13 protein-coding genes are annotated in these 15,710 nt (G+C 63.3%); 9 read left to right on the top strand and 4 right to left on the bottom strand.

Going from position 1 to position 15,710, the window contains the following annotated elements:
- The 3 genes from ABZE94_RS13720 to ABZE94_RS13730 all read left to right on the top strand — a co-directional run.
- Positions 1–902: DUF1302 family protein (locus tag ABZE94_RS13720; RefSeq protein ID WP_372876069.1), on the top strand; the 902-nt coding region annotated here is incomplete at its 5' end.
- 31 nt (positions 903–933) lie between these two features.
- Entirely contained in the window at positions 934–2,301 is a 1,368-nt protein-coding gene (locus ABZE94_RS13725; RefSeq protein ID WP_372876070.1) for a DUF1329 domain-containing protein, read from the top strand.
- Between the two features lie 568 nt (positions 2,302–2,869).
- Positions 2,870–5,608: a LuxR C-terminal-related transcriptional regulator gene (locus ABZE94_RS13730; protein WP_372876071.1), complete on the top strand. Its 2,739-nt coding sequence runs from the start codon at positions 2,870–2,872 to the stop codon at positions 5,606–5,608.
- A 348-nt stretch (positions 5,609–5,956) separates the two neighbouring features.
- On the opposite strand, the gene ABZE94_RS13735 is transcribed toward ABZE94_RS13730, so the two are convergent.
- From ABZE94_RS13735 to ABZE94_RS13745, 3 genes are all read right to left on the bottom strand, one after another.
- On the bottom strand, positions 5,957–6,787 hold the full coding sequence (locus ABZE94_RS13735) for an OmpA family protein (RefSeq protein WP_372876072.1): 831 nt from the start codon (positions 6,785–6,787) through the stop codon (positions 5,957–5,959).
- A gap of 59 nt (positions 6,788–6,846) precedes the next feature.
- On the bottom strand, positions 6,847–7,263 hold the full coding sequence (locus ABZE94_RS13740; RefSeq protein WP_372876073.1) for a DUF4398 domain-containing protein: 417 nt from the start codon (positions 7,261–7,263) through the stop codon (positions 6,847–6,849).
- Positions 7,264–7,701: 438 nt separating this feature from the next.
- Positions 7,702–8,046 carry a pilin assembly protein gene (locus ABZE94_RS13745; RefSeq protein WP_372876074.1) on the bottom strand — a complete coding sequence of 115 codons (345 nt, stop codon included), beginning with the start codon at positions 8,044–8,046 and terminating at the stop codon, positions 7,702–7,704.
- A 186-nt stretch (positions 8,047–8,232) separates the two neighbouring features.
- Between ABZE94_RS13745 and ppc the strand changes: the two genes are divergently transcribed.
- The 6 genes from ppc to ABZE94_RS13775 all read left to right on the top strand — a co-directional run bounded on the left by ppc (position 8,233) and on the right by ABZE94_RS13775 (position 15,008).
- Positions 8,233–10,869 carry a phosphoenolpyruvate carboxylase gene (gene ppc / locus ABZE94_RS13750; protein ID WP_372876075.1) on the top strand — a complete coding sequence of 879 codons (2,637 nt, stop codon included), beginning with the start codon at positions 8,233–8,235 and terminating at the stop codon, positions 10,867–10,869.
- 268 nt (positions 10,870–11,137) lie between these two features.
- Positions 11,138–11,785, top strand: a complete 648-nt coding sequence (gene adk, locus ABZE94_RS13755) for an adenylate kinase (RefSeq protein WP_372876076.1) — start codon at positions 11,138–11,140, stop codon at positions 11,783–11,785.
- Between the two features lie 200 nt (positions 11,786–11,985).
- On the top strand, positions 11,986–12,768 hold the full coding sequence (locus tag ABZE94_RS13760) for a 5'-nucleotidase, lipoprotein e(P4) family (protein ID WP_372876077.1): 783 nt from the start codon (positions 11,986–11,988) through the stop codon (positions 12,766–12,768).
- Positions 12,769–12,928: 160 nt separating this feature from the next.
- A complete protein-coding gene (gene tsaB / locus ABZE94_RS13765; RefSeq protein WP_372876078.1) occupies positions 12,929–13,609 on the top strand; it encodes a tRNA (adenosine(37)-N6)-threonylcarbamoyltransferase complex dimerization subunit type 1 TsaB in 681 nt (226 codons plus the stop codon).
- 184 nt (positions 13,610–13,793) lie between these two features.
- A complete protein-coding gene (locus tag ABZE94_RS13770; protein ID WP_372876079.1) occupies positions 13,794–14,135 on the top strand; it encodes a hypothetical protein in 342 nt (113 codons plus the stop codon).
- Positions 14,136–14,147: 12 nt separating this feature from the next.
- The gene (locus ABZE94_RS13775) at positions 14,148–15,008 is read left to right on the top strand and encodes a DUF72 domain-containing protein (protein WP_372876080.1); all 861 of its coding nucleotides are present in this window, start codon (positions 14,148–14,150) and stop codon (positions 15,006–15,008) included.
- Positions 15,009–15,020: 12 nt separating this feature from the next.
- Here ABZE94_RS13775 and ABZE94_RS13780 read toward each other — a convergent pair.
- Positions 15,021–15,710, bottom strand: a 690-nt coding sequence (locus ABZE94_RS13780) for a flavin reductase family protein (protein ID WP_372876081.1), incomplete at its 5' end; no start/stop codon positions are given.

Genomic DNA, 15,710 nt, shown 5'->3' on the forward strand with positions numbered 1-15,710 from the left:
ATACCAAGACGGCAGAGGCAGGTACCTTTGCCGCACTACCTGCCATTGGTGCGGCAGGTGGCAACGCAGCGGCTGGCGCTTTCCTGGCTGCAACTTGCGGCCCAGTCCCTAACGCCTGTTATGCAGCAAACGCAGCGACCGCGGCGGCCATAGGTGCAGCATCGGGAGCTGGTCTGGCGCAAAGCACTGCACTGGGTAATGGCGAGTACTTCCTCAGCTACCCGGAAGATATCCAGCTCTATGGCCTGAGCTTCTCGACCGTGCTGCCCACCGGCACATCCTGGGGCGGTGAGGTCAGCTATCGGCCCAATGCGCCTATCCAGATCAACAGCACCGCGCTCAACCTGGCGCTGCTCAACCCGGCCAGCGGTGGTGGGGCTTCACCCACCATCGATACAGCTCCCGGTGCGGAAAACCAGGGTTATCGCCGCAAGGAGTTGACCCAGGTGCAAACCACCTTCACCCATTTCTTCGACCGGGTCCTGGGCGCCAGCCGTCTGACCCTGGTCGGTGAAGTCGGTGTCGCCCACGTCGGTGGCCTCGAGCGTCGTGAGGATCTGCAATACGGTCGCGATTCCATCTATGGTGCCTACAGCGCAAGCAACGACGACGGTTTCGTCACCACCACCTCCTGGGGTTATCGCGCTCGCGCCATTCTCGATTACTCGAACGCGATTGCCGGCATCAACCTCAAGCCGAGCCTGTCCTGGTCGCATGATGTGGATGGCTACGGCCCGAACGGCCTGTTCAACGAAGGTGCCAAGGCCGTCAGCCTGGGGTTGGATGCCGACTACCAGAACACTTACAACGCCAGCTTGGCCTACACCGACTTCTTCGGTGGCGACTACAACACGGCGATCGACCGCGACTTCGTTGCACTCAGCTTCGGTATGAACTTCTAAGCGGCCAGGAATTTTGAGGAAGACTCTGTATATGAAAACAACAAAATGTCTGTTGCAAACCGGCGCGCTGACCCTTTCGCTGCTGGCCTGCAGCGTCATGGCTGCGGTGTCGCCAGAAGAGGCTGCCAAGCTCGGGACCACGCTGACGCCAGTCGGTGCCGAGATGGCGGGTAATGCCGATGGCTCGATTCCGGCCTGGACCGGTGGCTTGCCGAAGAATGCCGGCACTGCCGACGCCGCCGGCTTCCTGGCGGATCCGTTCGCTGACGAGCAGCCATTGTTCACCATCACCGCGGCCAACGCCGAACAGTACAAGGACAAGCTGACCCCCGGTCAGCAGGCGCTGTTCAAGCGATATCCGCAAAGCTACAAGATCCCGGTGTACCCGACCCACCGTTCGGCCAGCATGCCGGACTTCGTGATGGACGCGTCCAAGCGCAATGCCGTCAACACCAAGATGGTCGAGGGCGGCAACGGCCTGGAGAACTTCGAGCAGGCCAACCCCTTCCCGATTCCCAAGGACGGTCTGGAAGCGATCTGGAACCACATCACCCGCTACCGCGGTGGCAGCGTCAAGCGTCTGGTGACCCAGGCGACGCCGCAGGCGAACGGTTCCTACAGCCTGGTGTATTTCCAGGATGAGTTCACTTTCCGTGGTGCGCTGGCGGATGCCGACACCAGCAAGGAAAGCAACGTGCTGTTCTATTTCAAGCAGCGGGTAACCGCACCGTCGCGTCTGGCCGGTAACGTGCTGCTGGTGCACGAAACCCTCAACCAGGTGAAGGAGCCGCGTCTGGCGTGGTTGTACAACGCCGGTCAGCGTCGCGTGCGCCGTGCCCCGCAGGTGTCCTATGACGGTCCGGGTACCGCCTCCGATGGTCTGCGTACTTCCGACAACTTCGACATGTTCAACGGTGCGCCTGACCGTTACGAGTGGAAGCTGCACGGCAAGAAGGAAATCTACATTCCGTACAACACCTACGGTCTGGATTCGCCGAAGCTGAAGTACAGCGAAATCGTTACGCCTGGCCATATCAACCAGGATCTGTCCCGTTACGAGTTGCACCGGGTATGGCATGTGACTGCGACCCTGAAGTCCGGCGAGCGTCATATCTACGCCAAGCGTGACTTCTACCTCGACGAAGACACCTGGCAGGCCGCGCAAATCGACCATTACGACGGTCGCGGTACCCTGTGGCGCGTAGCTGAGGCCCATGCCCAGTACTACTACGACAAGCAGGTACCCTGGTACACCCTGGAGACCCTGTATGACCTGCAGTCCGGTCGTTACCTGGCCCTGGGTATGAAGAACGAGGAGAAGCAATCCTACCAGTTCGGCTACCCGGCAAAAGAAAGCGACTACACCCCGGCTGCACTGCGCCAGGCTGGCGTTCGCTAACGGCGTTGCATGAAGCATGAAAAAACCGGCCCTCTGGGCCGGTTTTTTTTTGCTCGGTCCACCCCGGGTTTGCGTGGGCCGCGTAGGGCGGGTGCAACCCGCAGTGTTTGTCGCCACTTGCAGCCATGGCGGGTTTCACCGGTCCTACGGGTACGGATGCTCGGCCGAGCTCCGCGAAGCTCGGTATCGTCGCGCTCGGCCGCTCCCATGTGTGGTTATCCATGCCGCCTGACATCACCCGCAGGAACTGACCCGGATAGAGGTCGGGTGGCCTGTCCAAGTAATGATTTGTTTCAGCGCGGGTTGCCAGGCTTCAATTCGCGCGGTTAAGTCGCTAGTCTGCTGGGAGTTTGTGAAAAAACGCTCGCCTACTACGGCCTTCTCCAAACACCCGCAGCGGCGTTGCGCTACGTGAAAAGCGGAGTCTTCAGCTCACTAAACTCCCCCGCTTTTCACGTAGTGCGCCTTGCCGCACACGCCTGGAGGCGACCTCGCGACGGCGCTCGATATTTTCACAACCTCCAAACGTTCGCGCCTGAACTGGCAATGACTTAACAAGAGCCGGGTGATGACCGATCTGACGCGTATAGCACCTGCAGTCAGCGATAGCGTCCCTCTGGGCGACAGTCGCTTTTTTCGTCCGCCACTGCCAACCAGCCATGTGTCGCGGCCGCGTCTGTGTGAGCAACTGGCCGAGGGCTTGGAAGGGCGGTTGCTGTTGGTCAGCGCCCCTGCGGGCTTCGGCAAGAGCTCGCTGGCCAGCGAGTTCTGCCAGGCGCTACCCGAGCACTGGCACAGCCTGTGGCTGGGGCTGAGTCCGCGCGATAGCGATCCCGGACGTTTTCTCGAGCGCCTGCTGGCCGGCCTGCAGCAGTTCTATCCGGGACTTGGCGAGGACGCCCAGGCATTGCTGCGCATGCGTCAGCGACATCAACCCTTCGCCTTCGAAGAGTGGCTCGATGGCCTGCTTGACGAGTTGGGCGAGCGGCTCGTAGCGACGTCGCCCTTGTTGCTGGTGATCGACGACTATCACCTGGCCCAGGGCGCGGTGCTCGACCGCTGCCTGCAGTTTCTCCTCAATCATCTACCCGAAGGCCTGGTCATTCTGGTGACCAGCCGCCAGCGCCCCGACTGGCACCTGGCGCGCTTGCGCCTGTCACGCCAGTTGCTGGAGTTGCAGGAGCAGGACTTGCGGTTGACCGAGGAGGAGACCCGCGCGCTGCTCGGTAGTCAGGGTGCCGAGCTCAGTGGGCCGGTTCTGGAGGAATGGTGTCAGCGCAGTGAAGGCTGGGTGGCCGGTCTGCGTCTGTGGCTGTTGACCCGGCAGCAGGCTGAGGACGAGACCCCGGAGCGGGTGCCCCAAGGCGACGAGGGGCTGATCCGCGAGTACTTGCTGGAGGAGGTGATCGAGCAGCAGTCGGCCGAGGTGCAGAGCTTCCTGTTCGACACCGCCTGTCTCGATCGCTTCTGTGCCGAGCTGTGCGATGCTTTGCGTGAGCAGCATGACAGTGCGGCGATTATCCAACACCTGCAGACCCATCAGGTCTTTCTGGTGCCCCTGGACGAGCAGGGCCACTGGTTTCGCTACCATCACCTGTTCTCCGATCTGTTGCGCTCGCGTCCCGCTGCCCAGCGCAGCCAGTCCCAGGCGGCCCTGCATCTGCGCGCTTGTCGCTGGTTCAGCAGCCAGGGCTTGCATGAGGAAGCGGTCGAGCAGGCATTACGCGCCGGCCAGCCGGAAGTGGCGGCCAACCTGGTGCAGAACCTGTCCGAGGAACAGTTGCTCGGCGAGCAGAATGTCGCGCGTTTGCTGCGCTGGAAGATGGACCTGCCCGACAGCCTGTTGGCCAGCACGCCGCGCCTGCTGGTGTTGTACGGCTGGGCATTGGCCCTGGCCTGCCAGCTGGATGCCGCCGACGAACTGATCCAGCAATTGGGGCGTTTCATGCCGGCCCCCAGTGCGCAGGAGCAGGATGATCTATTGGCCCAGTGGCTGGCCCTGTCCGGCATCATCGCCCGCGGTCGTGGCCAGGTACTCGAGTCTGAACGATTTTGCAGCGATGCCCTGGCCCTGCTCAGCGCCCAGCGCTGCGGACCGCGTCTCATGTGTCTGTTCACCCTGGCCAATCTGGCGGTGGCAAAAGGCGATTTGTGGCGTGCGCGGGGGCTCAATCGCGAGGCCCTGGAGTTGGCGCAGCGGGTCGATAATCCCTTGCTCGAGGGTCTGGCGCATGCCGAACGGGCACGTGTGCTGCATGCCCGTGGCGAGGTTCAGCGCGCCCTGGCCGAGGTGCGCCTGGGCCAGCAGCGGTTGCAGGGGCTCTCGACCCAGCGCGTGTATTCGGTACGTGCGCGACTGAATCTATACGAGGGCTATCTGCTCAGTGTGGCGCTGCAAACCCAGGCCGCCCGCACCAAGCTGCTGGCCGGGATCGGTGAGGCGCGCGCCTGTCGCGACATCAGCGTGTTGATGGGTTACTGCATGCTGGCCGTGGTCGAGAGGCGTGAAGGACGCCTCGGCGAGGCCTTCGCCCAGTTGGCCGAAGCCGAGCGCCTGATGCATGCCTGGGACGTACCGTCGATTTACTATCTGGCGATGATCACGGTGATCAAATGCGAGCTGTGGTTGTCCCAGGGCCAGCTGGAGTTGGCCGAAGTCTGGCTGCAGCGGCTGGCCGAGACCTATTGCGGTGAGGCGCCCGGCGTAGCCCCCGAGTTCCACCCGCAGCTGGCTTTGCATATCGAGTTGCAGCAGGCTGCGCTCGAGCGCATGCAGGGGCATCTGGACGTTGCCGAACGGCGTCTGCGCGCACTCAGTCAGTGTGCTCAATCCGCATCGGGTCAATTGTTCGTGGTGGCCGCGCAGGTGCAATTGGCCCTGCTGCTCAAGGCTTCCGGGCGCGACCGCGAGGCCCTCAGCTGGCTTGCCAGCAGCCTGGAAGCGGCGCAGGGTGGTGCTTTGTTGCCTTATCAGGAGTTGTTCGTTCACCAGCCGCAATGGCTGCGCGAGCAACTGATGGCGCGCCCCGCTTGTGCCGTGGCCGCCGAGCTGCTCAGGTACCTGCCCCAGACTCAGGCGCCACAGCAGACCAAGCTCGATAGCCAGCTGACCGAGGCCTTGAGTTCGCGTGAGTTGGCGGTATTGCAGCTGATCGCCCAAGGCTGCTCGAATCAGGAAATCAGCGAGCAGTTGTTCATTTCCCTGCACACGGTGAAGACCCATGCCCGCCATATCAACGGCAAACTGGGCGTCGAACGGCGTACCCAGGCCGTGGCCCGGGCCAAGGGCTTGGGATTGTTGCGCTGAGAGCTTGTGAAAAAGCTCTCGCCTACTGCGACCGCCTCCAACCGCCCGCTGCGGCGTTGCGCTACTTGAAAAGCAGGGTCATTTAGCTCACTAAACTCCCCTACTTTTCACGCAGTGCGCCTTGCCGCGAACGCTTGGAGACGCTCTCGCTACGGCGCTCGATTTTTTCACAACCTCTGAGAACTTGTGAAAAAACTATCAGTGCAATGCCGGCGCGATTTGTAGCCGCTGGATTTCCCCCGGATTGCATCCGGGCTACCAGAGCTGGGTAGTGCAGATAAACAGAGGGTCTACAAAAAATACCGCTCACCTGGTTTAAGTGAGCGGCATTGTGTTGCTGCGTTGTAATCAGCCAGCGTTTGTCGTGCTGCGTGGCGCAACCGGTTGGTTGTCGTTGGATATCGTCACCTCGACCCGGCGGTTCATCGACCGGCCAGACGAGGTGTCATTTTCCGACACCGGGTATTCCTTGCCATAACCCTGGGTGACGATGCGTTCCGGGTCAACTCCCATTTTTATCAGCGCCATGCGTACCGAGTTGGCGCGCAGTTGCGACAGGCTCAGGTTGTAAGCGGCGGAGCCGGTGCTGTCGGTGTAACCCTCGACGATAACCTTGCGCTCCGGGCTTTGCTGGAGGAACTGAGCCAGTTTGTTGACGTTGGTCATGCCGCCAGGCTTCAGTTCAGCACGGTTCAGGTCGAACAGCACATCGCCGAAAGTTACCAGCGTGCCCCGTTCGGTTTTTTTGGCATTAAGGCTGTCCTGCAGCTGCTTGATCTGAGCATCGCGCGCGTCGAGTTGCACGTCACGGGCATCGATTTGTGCGTCACGTGCATTCAGGCGAGCGTTGGCGCGTTCGGCGGCAGCCTTGCCCAGGTTCTGTTCGGCGCTACGCAAGGCGATGGTCTGCTTGGCGACTTCGATGCGCTGGTTGGTCAGATAGGCCAGATGATCGACTTTCTGTTCGTCCTCGCTGGTGCGGTAGGCTTGTTCGGCCTTGTCCAGCATCTCGCTGGCGCCCTTGGTTTCCAGAGCTGCAACCTTACTGGCTTGCGGGTCCGACTGCAGCGTGGAGAAATTGCTGCGTGCTTCCTCCAGATTGACGTTGGGCTGCGAGGAGCATGCGGCCAGGCCTACGCTCAATGCCAGCAAGGCGGGAATCATTACTTGAGTACGCATATTCGGGTAATCCTTTAGCTGTTGGCGGAGTCTGTGTTCAGCGTGTTCGGCGGCCGGAGTTAAAGGCTGCTGCCACGCATACTTTCCTCGCGCATTTCCTCAACGCCCTGGCGGGCGTCTTTCAGGGTTTTTTCAGCCTTGGCTGCCTGGGCTTTGCGTTCTGCCAGGCGGGCATCCCACTCGGCCTGTTCGGCCAGGCGTTTGGCTTCTTCATAGTTATGGTCGTGCAGTTGTTGCTCGGCTTGCTTGAGCTTCTCTTGGGCGGATTTCATTTCCACTGCGGCGAATTCCGGGCCACCGGCACTGACCGCAGAGTTGACCGCCGATTTGCTCACTGCGAGCTGCTCGCTAGGTGGATTACCGGCGCAGCCGGCCAGCAACAGGCTGCTGCCGAGGGCGAGTGCGGCGAGTGTCCAGGTTGACCGTTGGCTAGATTGTGACCGGGCAGGGGCGATGATCATGGTGTTCAGTTCCATTGGTGATTTCCTTGCATGCAGTGGTTCCCATGATGGTCACCAGCCAGCGTTTTGACTGAAGGCGACGGACGCATTTGGACAAGGCGCAACAGGCCCATGCCAGCAACCGATCGTCAGAACGCTACGAAGCTTGGAGTGTGCTTAGAGCAATTTTGTTCAAAAAAAACAACATGAATTATTTTTAGACGCTATTCGCTGGATTTTTTCGTTTCTTTGTTTTCTTTTTTGAACGGTTGTGTGCGCAGGCACGCCACCGCTCTGGCGGGGCGCGTGTGGCATTCAGGGGCATGCAGAGCTTTCAGGGCTGGTGAAAATATCCAAGGCCGTCGCGAGACCGCCTCCCGGCGTTGAGAGGCAAGACGCTACACCGTGCAGTGCAGCGTTCCGTAAGGAGGTAGGGCGGCTTCGGGGGCAGCAGGCCGGTTTTTTCACTCCCTGTCAGTGGTTGGTGCTGTCCTGTTGCGCACTCAGCTCGTGCAGATACTTGCGTGACAGGGCGAGAAAGCGCGGTGTCGGGCCGATATCTTCATAGAGCGGATTGCCTTCCTCGTCGGTGGCCACCACCTGGCTGCCTTTGACGTAGGGCAGGCTGGTTTCCAGTTCTTCCAGCGCTGCGCCAATCAGCTCGCCGAGCAGTACTTCCGGGCTGCGTTTGGGGTACATCTCGGCTAAAGCGGCCAGGCGCGCAGCCGCTTCCATATCGAGATTGATCTGATACAGATTACGGGTCATGCGGCCCTTGGCGTTCTGTTCCCAATGTTGGACAAGCTCGCGAATTTTCATGACTGTCTCGTCCTTTAGCTACTCGTGGTAGGCGATTATGCGAATGTGCTCGGCCTCGCCCTTTTTACTGCGGGCCTGATTAGAGCCTAGACCTAGCCTACGTTCTTGTCGGCATGGCGTCGCGCGCTTGTAAGATGTTGCCGTGCTGGGCACTCTTGAACTTCACGCTTCAGCGGAGAGTCAGTCATGGCAGAAATCGACGCGCGTCTGCGCGAGGACGTTCATCAGCTCGGCGAGCTGCTGGGCAATACCATCAGCGCGCAGCGGGGGAAGGTTTTTCTCGAGAAGATCGAGCGCATTCGCAAGGGCGCCAAGGCGGCGCGGCGTGGTTCGGCCGCTGGCGCCGAGCAGCTCAGCGCTGGCCTCGAGCAGCTCGACGACGATGAGCTGCTGCCGGTGGCGCGGGCGTTCAATCAGTTTCTCAACCTGGCCAATATAGCCGAGCAATACCACCGCGTTCGCCGCCGTGCTCCCGACGAACCGGAGCCCTTCGAGTCGCGAGTGCTGGGCGAATTGCTGCAGCGTCTGCTGAGCAGTGGCCATGATGCCGATGCCCTGGCGCGCCAGTTCGGCCGTCTGGACATCGAGCTGGTGCTGACCGCCCACCCGACCGAAGTGGCGCGGCGTACCCTGATCCAGAAATACGATGCGATCGCCGCGCAACTGGCAGCCGGGGATCACAGCGACCTGTCCGTCGCCGAGCACGAGCAGGTCGCCGAGCAGTTGCAGCGCCTGATCGCCGAAGCCTGGCATACCGAAGAGATCCGCCGCAGCCGGCCCAGCCCGGTGGACGAGGCCAAGTGGGGCTTCGCCGTGATCGAGCATTCGCTGTGGCAGGCGGTGCCGAACTTCCTGCGCAAGGCCGACCATGCCCTGCAAGAAGCCACCGGCATGCACCTGGCGCTGGACGCCGCGCCGATTCGTTTCGCGTCCTGGATGGGCGGCGACCGCGACGGCAACCCCAACGTCACCGCCGCGGTGACCCGCGAGGTGCTGCTGCTGGCGCGCTGGATGGCGGCCGACCTGTATCTGCGCGATATCGACCAACTGGCCGCCGGGCTGTCCATGCAGCAAGCCAGCCCCGAGCTGCTGGCCCGGGTCGGCGAGAGTTCCGAGCCCTACCGCAGCCTGCTCAAGCAACTGCGCGAACGCCTGCGCGCCACCCGCAGCTGGGCCCAGGAGGCGCTGCACGGCCCGCTCGCGGCACCGACGGCGGTGTTGCAGGACAACCGCGAACTGCTCGAGCCGCTGGAGTGCTGCTTCCAGTCGCTGCACGCCTGCGGCATGGGCGTGATCGCCAATGGCCCGTTGCTCGATTGCCTGCGCCGCGCCGCCACCTTCGGCCTGTTCCTGGTGCGTCTGGACGTGCGTCAGGACGCCAGCCGTCACGCCGCCGCGCTCGATGAAATCACCGATTACCTGGGCCTGGGGCGCTACGCCGAGTGGGACGAGGAGGCCCGCCAGCGGTTTCTCATGACCGAACTGGACAACCGCCGACCGCTGCTGCCCAGCCACTTCAAGCCCAGCGCCGATACCGCCGAAGTACTCGCCACCTGCCGCGAGGTGGCCGTCGCGCCGGCGGCCTCGCTGGGTTCCTATGTGATCTCCATGGCCGGTGCGCCTTCCGATGTGCTCGCCGTGCAACTGTTGTTGAAAGAATCCGGGCTGCTGCGACCGATCCGCGTGGTGCCGCTGTTCGAAACCCTCGCCGATCTGGACAACGCCGGCCCGGTTATCGACCGCCTGCTCAGCCTCAAGGGCTACCGCGCGCGGCTGCACGGCCCGCAGGAAGTGATGATCGGTTATTCCGACTCGGCCAAGGATGCCGGCACCACCGCGGCGGCCTGGGCGCAGTACCGTGCTCAGGAACAACTGGTGCAGATCTGCGCCGCGCAGCAGGTCGAGTTGCTGCTGTTCCACGGCCGTGGCGGCACCGTCGGCCGCGGCGGCGGCCCGGCCCATGCGGCGATCCTGTCGCAGCCGCCGGGCTCGGTGGCGGGGCGCTTTCGCACCACCGAACAGGGCGAGATGATTCGCTTCAAGTTCGGCCTGCCGGATATTGCCGAGCAGAACCTCAACCTCTACCTGGCCGCGGTGCTGGAAGCCACCCTGTTGCCACCGCCGACGCCGGAGCCGGCCTGGCGCGAACTGATGGACAAGCTGGCCGCCGATGGGGTGACGGCCTATCGCGGTGTGGTGCGCGAGCACCCGCAGTTCGTCGACTATTTCCGTCAGGCCACGCCGGAGCAGGAACTTGGCCGTTTGCCCCTGGGCAGCCGCCCGGCCAAACGGCGCGAGGGCGGGGTGGAGAGCCTGCGAGCGATCCCCTGGATCTTCGCCTGGACCCAGACCCGCCTGATGTTGCCGGCCTGGCTCGGTTGGGAATACGCCCTGAGCAGCGCCCTGCAACGCGGCGAGGGCGAGCTGCTGGCGCAGATGCGCGAGCATTGGCCGTTCTTCCGTACCCGCATCGACATGCTGGAAATGGTCCTGGCCAAGGCCGATGGGGCTATTGCCCGGCTCTACGACGAACGCCTGGTCGAACCATCCCTGCAGCCCTTGGGCGAACATTTGCGCGGCCTATTGTCGCAGGCGGTTGCTACGGTACTGGGGTTGACCGGGCAGTCACAGCTGCTGGCGCACAGTCCCGAGACCCAGGAGTTCATCAGCGTACGCAACACCTATCTTGACCCCTTGCACCTTCTCCAGGCCGAGCTGCTGGCACGCTCCAGGCAGCGTGATAGCCAGGCCGACAGCCCTCTGGAGCAGGCCTTGCTGGTCAGCGTCGCCGGCATCGCCGCCGGTTTGCGCAACACCGGCTAGCGTCTGCAGGTCGGGTGCTGTCCGGGTGTCCCCGAGGGGCTCCGGAGGCGCCCGATCGCTGCCCGATGGCGCCTGAAAGACCCCTGTTTATCCGACTTTTGGTGGCTTGTGCGGTGGGGGTGCGCTGTGTATCTTGGTCAACCTTTTAGTCCCTTGGACACTTGGGCACTGGTCACTTGGCTGCTTGCCAACGTTGCCCGAACCATTCTGAGATTGGCCCCACGAGGCGAGTCCGACGCTTTTTTCTTAAATCTTGAGGAGCACATCGATGCGCGTGATTCTGCTAGGGGCGCCCGGTGCCGGCAAAGGTACCCAGGCCGGTTTCATCACCAAGAAGTTTGGTATTCCGCAAATCTCCACAGGCGACATGCTGCGTGCCGCGGTCAAGGCCGGCACCGAGCTGGGCCTGATGGCCAAAAGCATCATGGACAGTGGCGGTCTGGTCTCCGATGACCTGATCATCAATCTGGTCAAGGAACGCATCAGCCAGCCCGATTGCGCCAATGGCTTCCTCTTCGATGGCTTCCCGCGCACCATTCCTCAGGCCGAAGCGCTGCAGGAAGCCGGGGTGAACATCGACCACGTGGTGGAAATCGCCGTCGACGACGAGGAAATCGTCAGCCGCATCGCCGGCCGTCGCGTGCACCCGGGTTCCGGGCGCGTCTACCACACCGAGCACAACCCGCCCAAGGTCGCCGGTAAAGACGACGAAACCGGCGAAGAGCTGATCCAGCGCGACGACGACAAGGAAGAGACCGTGCGTCACCGCCTGTCGGTCTACCACTCGCAGACCAAACCACTGGTGGCGTTCTACCAGAAGCTTGCCGCCGCCAACGGCACACCGAAATACAGCGCCATCGCCGGCGTCGGTAGCGTCGACGAGATCACTGCCAAGGTACTGGCTGCCCTCAGCTAAACCGCAGCTAGCAGAAACGACGACGGCCCGCCATATGCGGGCCGTTGTCGTTTCTGCGGCTGGCGCTCTGGAGTCGCTGAGCGTCGTTCACGGGACAGTAACCTGGCTCGCCTAAGCTAGCATCGATATCTGGTCTATACCAACGAGTGATGGTCGTAGGCTTCAAGTCTTAACTCATGCTAAGAAAGAGAGCACATTCAATGACCGAAAAAACAGCAAAAAGTGCTATCTGGCTGGGCCTTGCGCTAGCACTGGTGGGGAGCCCCGCGGCCTTTGCCGATACCGCGAAGCCCAAGGCGGACTGCACTGTTGCCGAGTTCGCCATGGGCCTGCGTTTCCAGCAGCAATCGGCGGAAGTTCAGGCCCTGCAGCTGCAGGCTTACAACATCGCGACGCTGAAGCTGGATGCGGCAGTGGCTGCCGCGAAAGATCCGTCCAAGCTGGCCATCGTTACCGACCTGGATGAAACCGTCATCGACAACAGCGCCTTGCTGGCGCGCGACCTTGCCAACTGCCACATCTATGACGCCTGGGACACCTGGCTGCCCTGGGAACGTGACGGAACCCCGGTGCTGATTCCGGGGGCGAAGAAATTTCTCGAGCACGCTGACAGCCTGGGCGTGACCATTCGCTACATCTCGGATCGTGCCGACAAGCAGAAGCAACACACCCTGGCCACCCTGAGCAAGCTCGGCCTGCCCCAAGTGTCGGCAGAAAGTGTTCTGCTGCTGGGGCCACCCAAGGTCGAGCGGCGCGCCATCGTCAGCGCCGATCATCAGATCGTGTTGCTGCTGGGCGATACGCTGCATGACTTCGATGGGCGTTTCCGCAAGACGCCGCTGGCCGAGCAGCGCGCAACCGTGGCCGCTGAATCGGACAAATGGGGTGCCGAGTGGATCGTCTTCCCCAATGCGGGTTATGGCACCTGGTCCAAAGCGCCGTTGAGCGCCTGGGAAGCCGAGACAGTGATCGAGGCCTGGTAAGCCGCTGTTTGCTGGCGTGCACTGGGTCCATTCTGGCCCGGTGCGTGCCAGTTGCCCGGCGGATTCGTGCGCGTGACGGGCGCAAACTATAGTGATTGCGCTGGAAAAAAAAGCCTCAAGCCGTTCTAATGCCGGTCCATTTCGTTACCGTCCGAATGCAATGACCACTCTGCTGGCCCTGGATACCGCAACCGAAGCCTGCTCCGTCGCCCTGCTGCATGACGGCCAGGTGATCAGTCACTACGAGGTGATTCCGCGCCTGCACGCCCAGCGCCTGTTGCCGATGATCAAGGATCTGCTGGCCCAGGCCGGTGTGCCGCTGTCGGCGCTGGATGCGATCGCCTTCGGGCGTGGCCCGGGCGCCTTTACCGGGGTGCGCATCGCCGTCGGCGTGGTGCAGGGCCTGGCATTTGCCCTGGATCGTCCGGTACTGCCGGTGTCCAACCTCGCCGTACTGGCCCAGCGCGCGCAGCGTGAGCACGGCGCCTGCCAGGTGGCGGCGGCCATCGACGCGCGCATGGATGAGATCTACTGGGGCTGCTATCGCAGCGACAACGGCGAGATGCGCCTTGCCGGAGCCGAAGTGGTATCGCCGCCCGAACAGGTCGGCTTGCCGCTTGACGCGACGGGTGACTGGTTCGGCGCCGGTACTGGCTGGGGCACGTTCGCCGCGCGTATCCCGCTGAGCCCTTACGCACAGGACGGCGCCATGTTGCCGCATGCCCAAGACCTGCTCAGCCTGGCGCGGTTTGCCTGGGCGCGGGGTGAGGCGGTAGTGGCCGACGAGGCCCTGCCGGTGTACCTGCGCGACAAGGTCGCCACGCCGAAAGCGCCGCAATAGGAGGCGTCTGCCGTCTGTAGAAGCCAGGGGGCGCCTAGTCCTCGCGGGCGCTCCGTGACTGCGCGGACGGGCCGCCCGGATGCTCTACGTCGGGCAGTTCCACGATCGTTTGCCAATCCGCTCGGGCGGGGCTAAATTGCAGGCACTTCCACTCACTTGGTTGACCACTGCCGAGCAGCAATAGATGCGCATCGACGGCTCCATACCTTCCTACTCGCCAGATCGCGGGCCTCGTTCGGGCACGGCGGTTACGCCGTTTCGCGAAGCCCAGCGCGAGATAGAGCAGCGTCGTGAGCAGCCGGCAGCCCCGGCGAGCAGCCAGGGTTTCGAGCAGACTGCGCAAACCCGTCGGGTGCAGGCTTCCAGCGCCAGCAGCGACAGCCTGCCGGCCCGGGCGCAGAACCTTGCCTACCCGCCAGGCGTCAGCAACCGTGCGGCCCAGGCGATTGCCAGTTACAGCGCCACCGCCAGCTACGTCAGCGAGCCTGGCGCCCAGGAAATACTGGGCCTTGACCTCTACGCCTGATAACGGGCTCTGATGCTGCCCTATTTCCTTGGCTGCCCGTCCTGGAGCGAGTCGGCCTGGCGCGGTTCGCTGTATCCGGATCGCGCGCGCCCGGCGGAGTTTCTGCCGCTTTATGGCCAGGTATTCAATGCGGTCGAGGGCAACACCACCTTCTATGCGCGCCCCTCGGCCACGACGGTTGCCCGCTGGGCGGCCTTGATGCCCGCGCACTTGCGCTTCTGCGCCAAGCTGCCGCGCGATATCAGCCACTCCGGGGATCTGCGCGAGCAACTGGCCGCCAGTGACGGTTTTCGCCGCCTGCTGGCGCCCTTGGGCGCGCGGGTGGCGCCATTCTGGTTGCAGTTGCCGGCCAGCTTCGGCCCGTCGCGTCTCGCTGAATTGAGCGCCTTTATCGAACACTGGGCTGGCAGCGCACTGGCCATCGAGGTGCGTCATCCGGCTTTCTTCGCCAAGGGCGAAGAGGAGCGGGCGCTCAACCGCCTGCTGCTGGAGCGGGGCATCGAGCGGATCTGCCTGGATGCGCGGGCCCTGTTCAGTTGTGTGGCGCAGGAGCCGGCGGTCCTGCATGCCCAGGCGAAGAAACCACGCCTGCCGATCCGCCCGACGGCATTCAGCCAGGCACCGCAGCTGCGCTTTATCGGTCATCCCGAACTCGCCGCCAACGACCGCTTCATGGCGCCCTGGCTGGACAAGGTTGCCGGCTGGATCGAGGACGGGCGCACGCCCTACGTCTTCCTGCACACCGCCGACAACCGCCTGGCACCGCAACTGGCCCGACGCTTCCACGCCCAGTTGATGCTGCGTCTGCCAGGGCTGGCGGGCTTGCCTGAGCCGAGCGTCGAACCCGCACTCGAACAGCTGGGGCTGCTCTGAGCGGCCGGGCGCCTAGTACGCCACCTCGACATTGCCCTTGACCCGGGTGCAGCAGCTCAGCACGTAGCCATCGGCGATCTCTTCCTCGCTGATGCCACCGTTGTGCGCCATGGCCGTCTCGCCGGCCACGACACGTACCTTGCAGGTGCCGCAGATGCCCATGCCACAGGCCTTGGGAATGGTCAGGCCGGCACTGGCGGCGGCCTCGTAGAGGGTCGCGCCGAGGTCGGCCTGAACCGACTTGCCGGACTCGCTGAAGGTCACCCAGTGGCTGACCTGGGGTTCGTCGGCTTGGGCCAGGGCGATGGCGGCCTGTTCCTCGGCGCTGGCGATATCCTCGGCCGGGGTCTCGCCGAAGGACTCCTCGTGGTAGCGCGCCATGTCGTAGCCGGCGTCGGCGAGCAGGCGTCTCACCGCGCGCATGTAGGGCGCCGGGCCGCAGCAGAACACCTCGCGCTCGAGGAAGTCGGGGGCGATCAGCTGGAGCATCTCGCGACTGAGAAAGCCGCGGTAGCCGCCCCAGATCTGCCCGGTCTCGTTGCGTTCGCAGATCAGGTGCAGCTTGAAGTTGTCGATGCGCGTGGACATGTAGTCCAGCTCGGCGCGGTAGATGATGTCGGCCGGGGTGCGCGCGCTGTGGGCGAACACCATGTCGACTTCGCTGTTGGTGTTGAAGAACCAGCGGGCCATGGACATCACCGG

The organism is Pseudomonas sp. (genome assembly GCF_041601375.1).
Taxonomy (GTDB): Bacteria; Pseudomonadota; Gammaproteobacteria; order Pseudomonadales; family Pseudomonadaceae; genus Aquipseudomonas.

What these genes read in the sequence shown, in the direction of transcription:
- ppc (WP_372876075.1), top strand. Translation starts at nt 8,233, where the DNA reads ATGGCAGAAATCGACGCGCGTCTGCGCGAGGACGTTCATCAGCTCGGC.
- ABZE94_RS13775 (WP_372876080.1), top strand. Translation starts at nt 14,148, where the DNA reads ATGCTGCCCTATTTCCTTGGCTGCCCGTCCTGGAGCGAGTCGGCCTGG.
- ABZE94_RS13770 (WP_372876079.1), top strand. Translation starts at nt 13,794, where the DNA reads ATGCGCATCGACGGCTCCATACCTTCCTACTCGCCAGATCGCGGGCCT.
- ABZE94_RS13735 (WP_372876072.1), bottom strand. Translation starts at nt 6,787, where the DNA reads ATGCGTACTCAAGTAATGATTCCCGCCTTGCTGGCATTGAGCGTAGGC.
- ABZE94_RS13740 (WP_372876073.1), bottom strand. Translation starts at nt 7,263, where the DNA reads ATGGAACTGAACACCATGATCATCGCCCCTGCCCGGTCACAATCTAGC.
- ABZE94_RS13745 (WP_372876074.1), bottom strand. Translation starts at nt 8,046, where the DNA reads ATGAAAATTCGCGAGCTTGTCCAACATTGGGAACAGAACGCCAAGGGC.
- ABZE94_RS13730 (WP_372876071.1), top strand. Translation starts at nt 2,870, where the DNA reads ATGACCGATCTGACGCGTATAGCACCTGCAGTCAGCGATAGCGTCCCT.
- ABZE94_RS13760 (WP_372876077.1), top strand. Translation starts at nt 11,986, where the DNA reads ATGACCGAAAAAACAGCAAAAAGTGCTATCTGGCTGGGCCTTGCGCTA.
- ABZE94_RS13725 (WP_372876070.1), top strand. Translation starts at nt 934, where the DNA reads ATGAAAACAACAAAATGTCTGTTGCAAACCGGCGCGCTGACCCTTTCG.
- adk (WP_372876076.1), top strand. Translation starts at nt 11,138, where the DNA reads ATGCGCGTGATTCTGCTAGGGGCGCCCGGTGCCGGCAAAGGTACCCAG.
- tsaB (WP_372876078.1), top strand. Translation starts at nt 12,929, where the DNA reads ATGACCACTCTGCTGGCCCTGGATACCGCAACCGAAGCCTGCTCCGTC.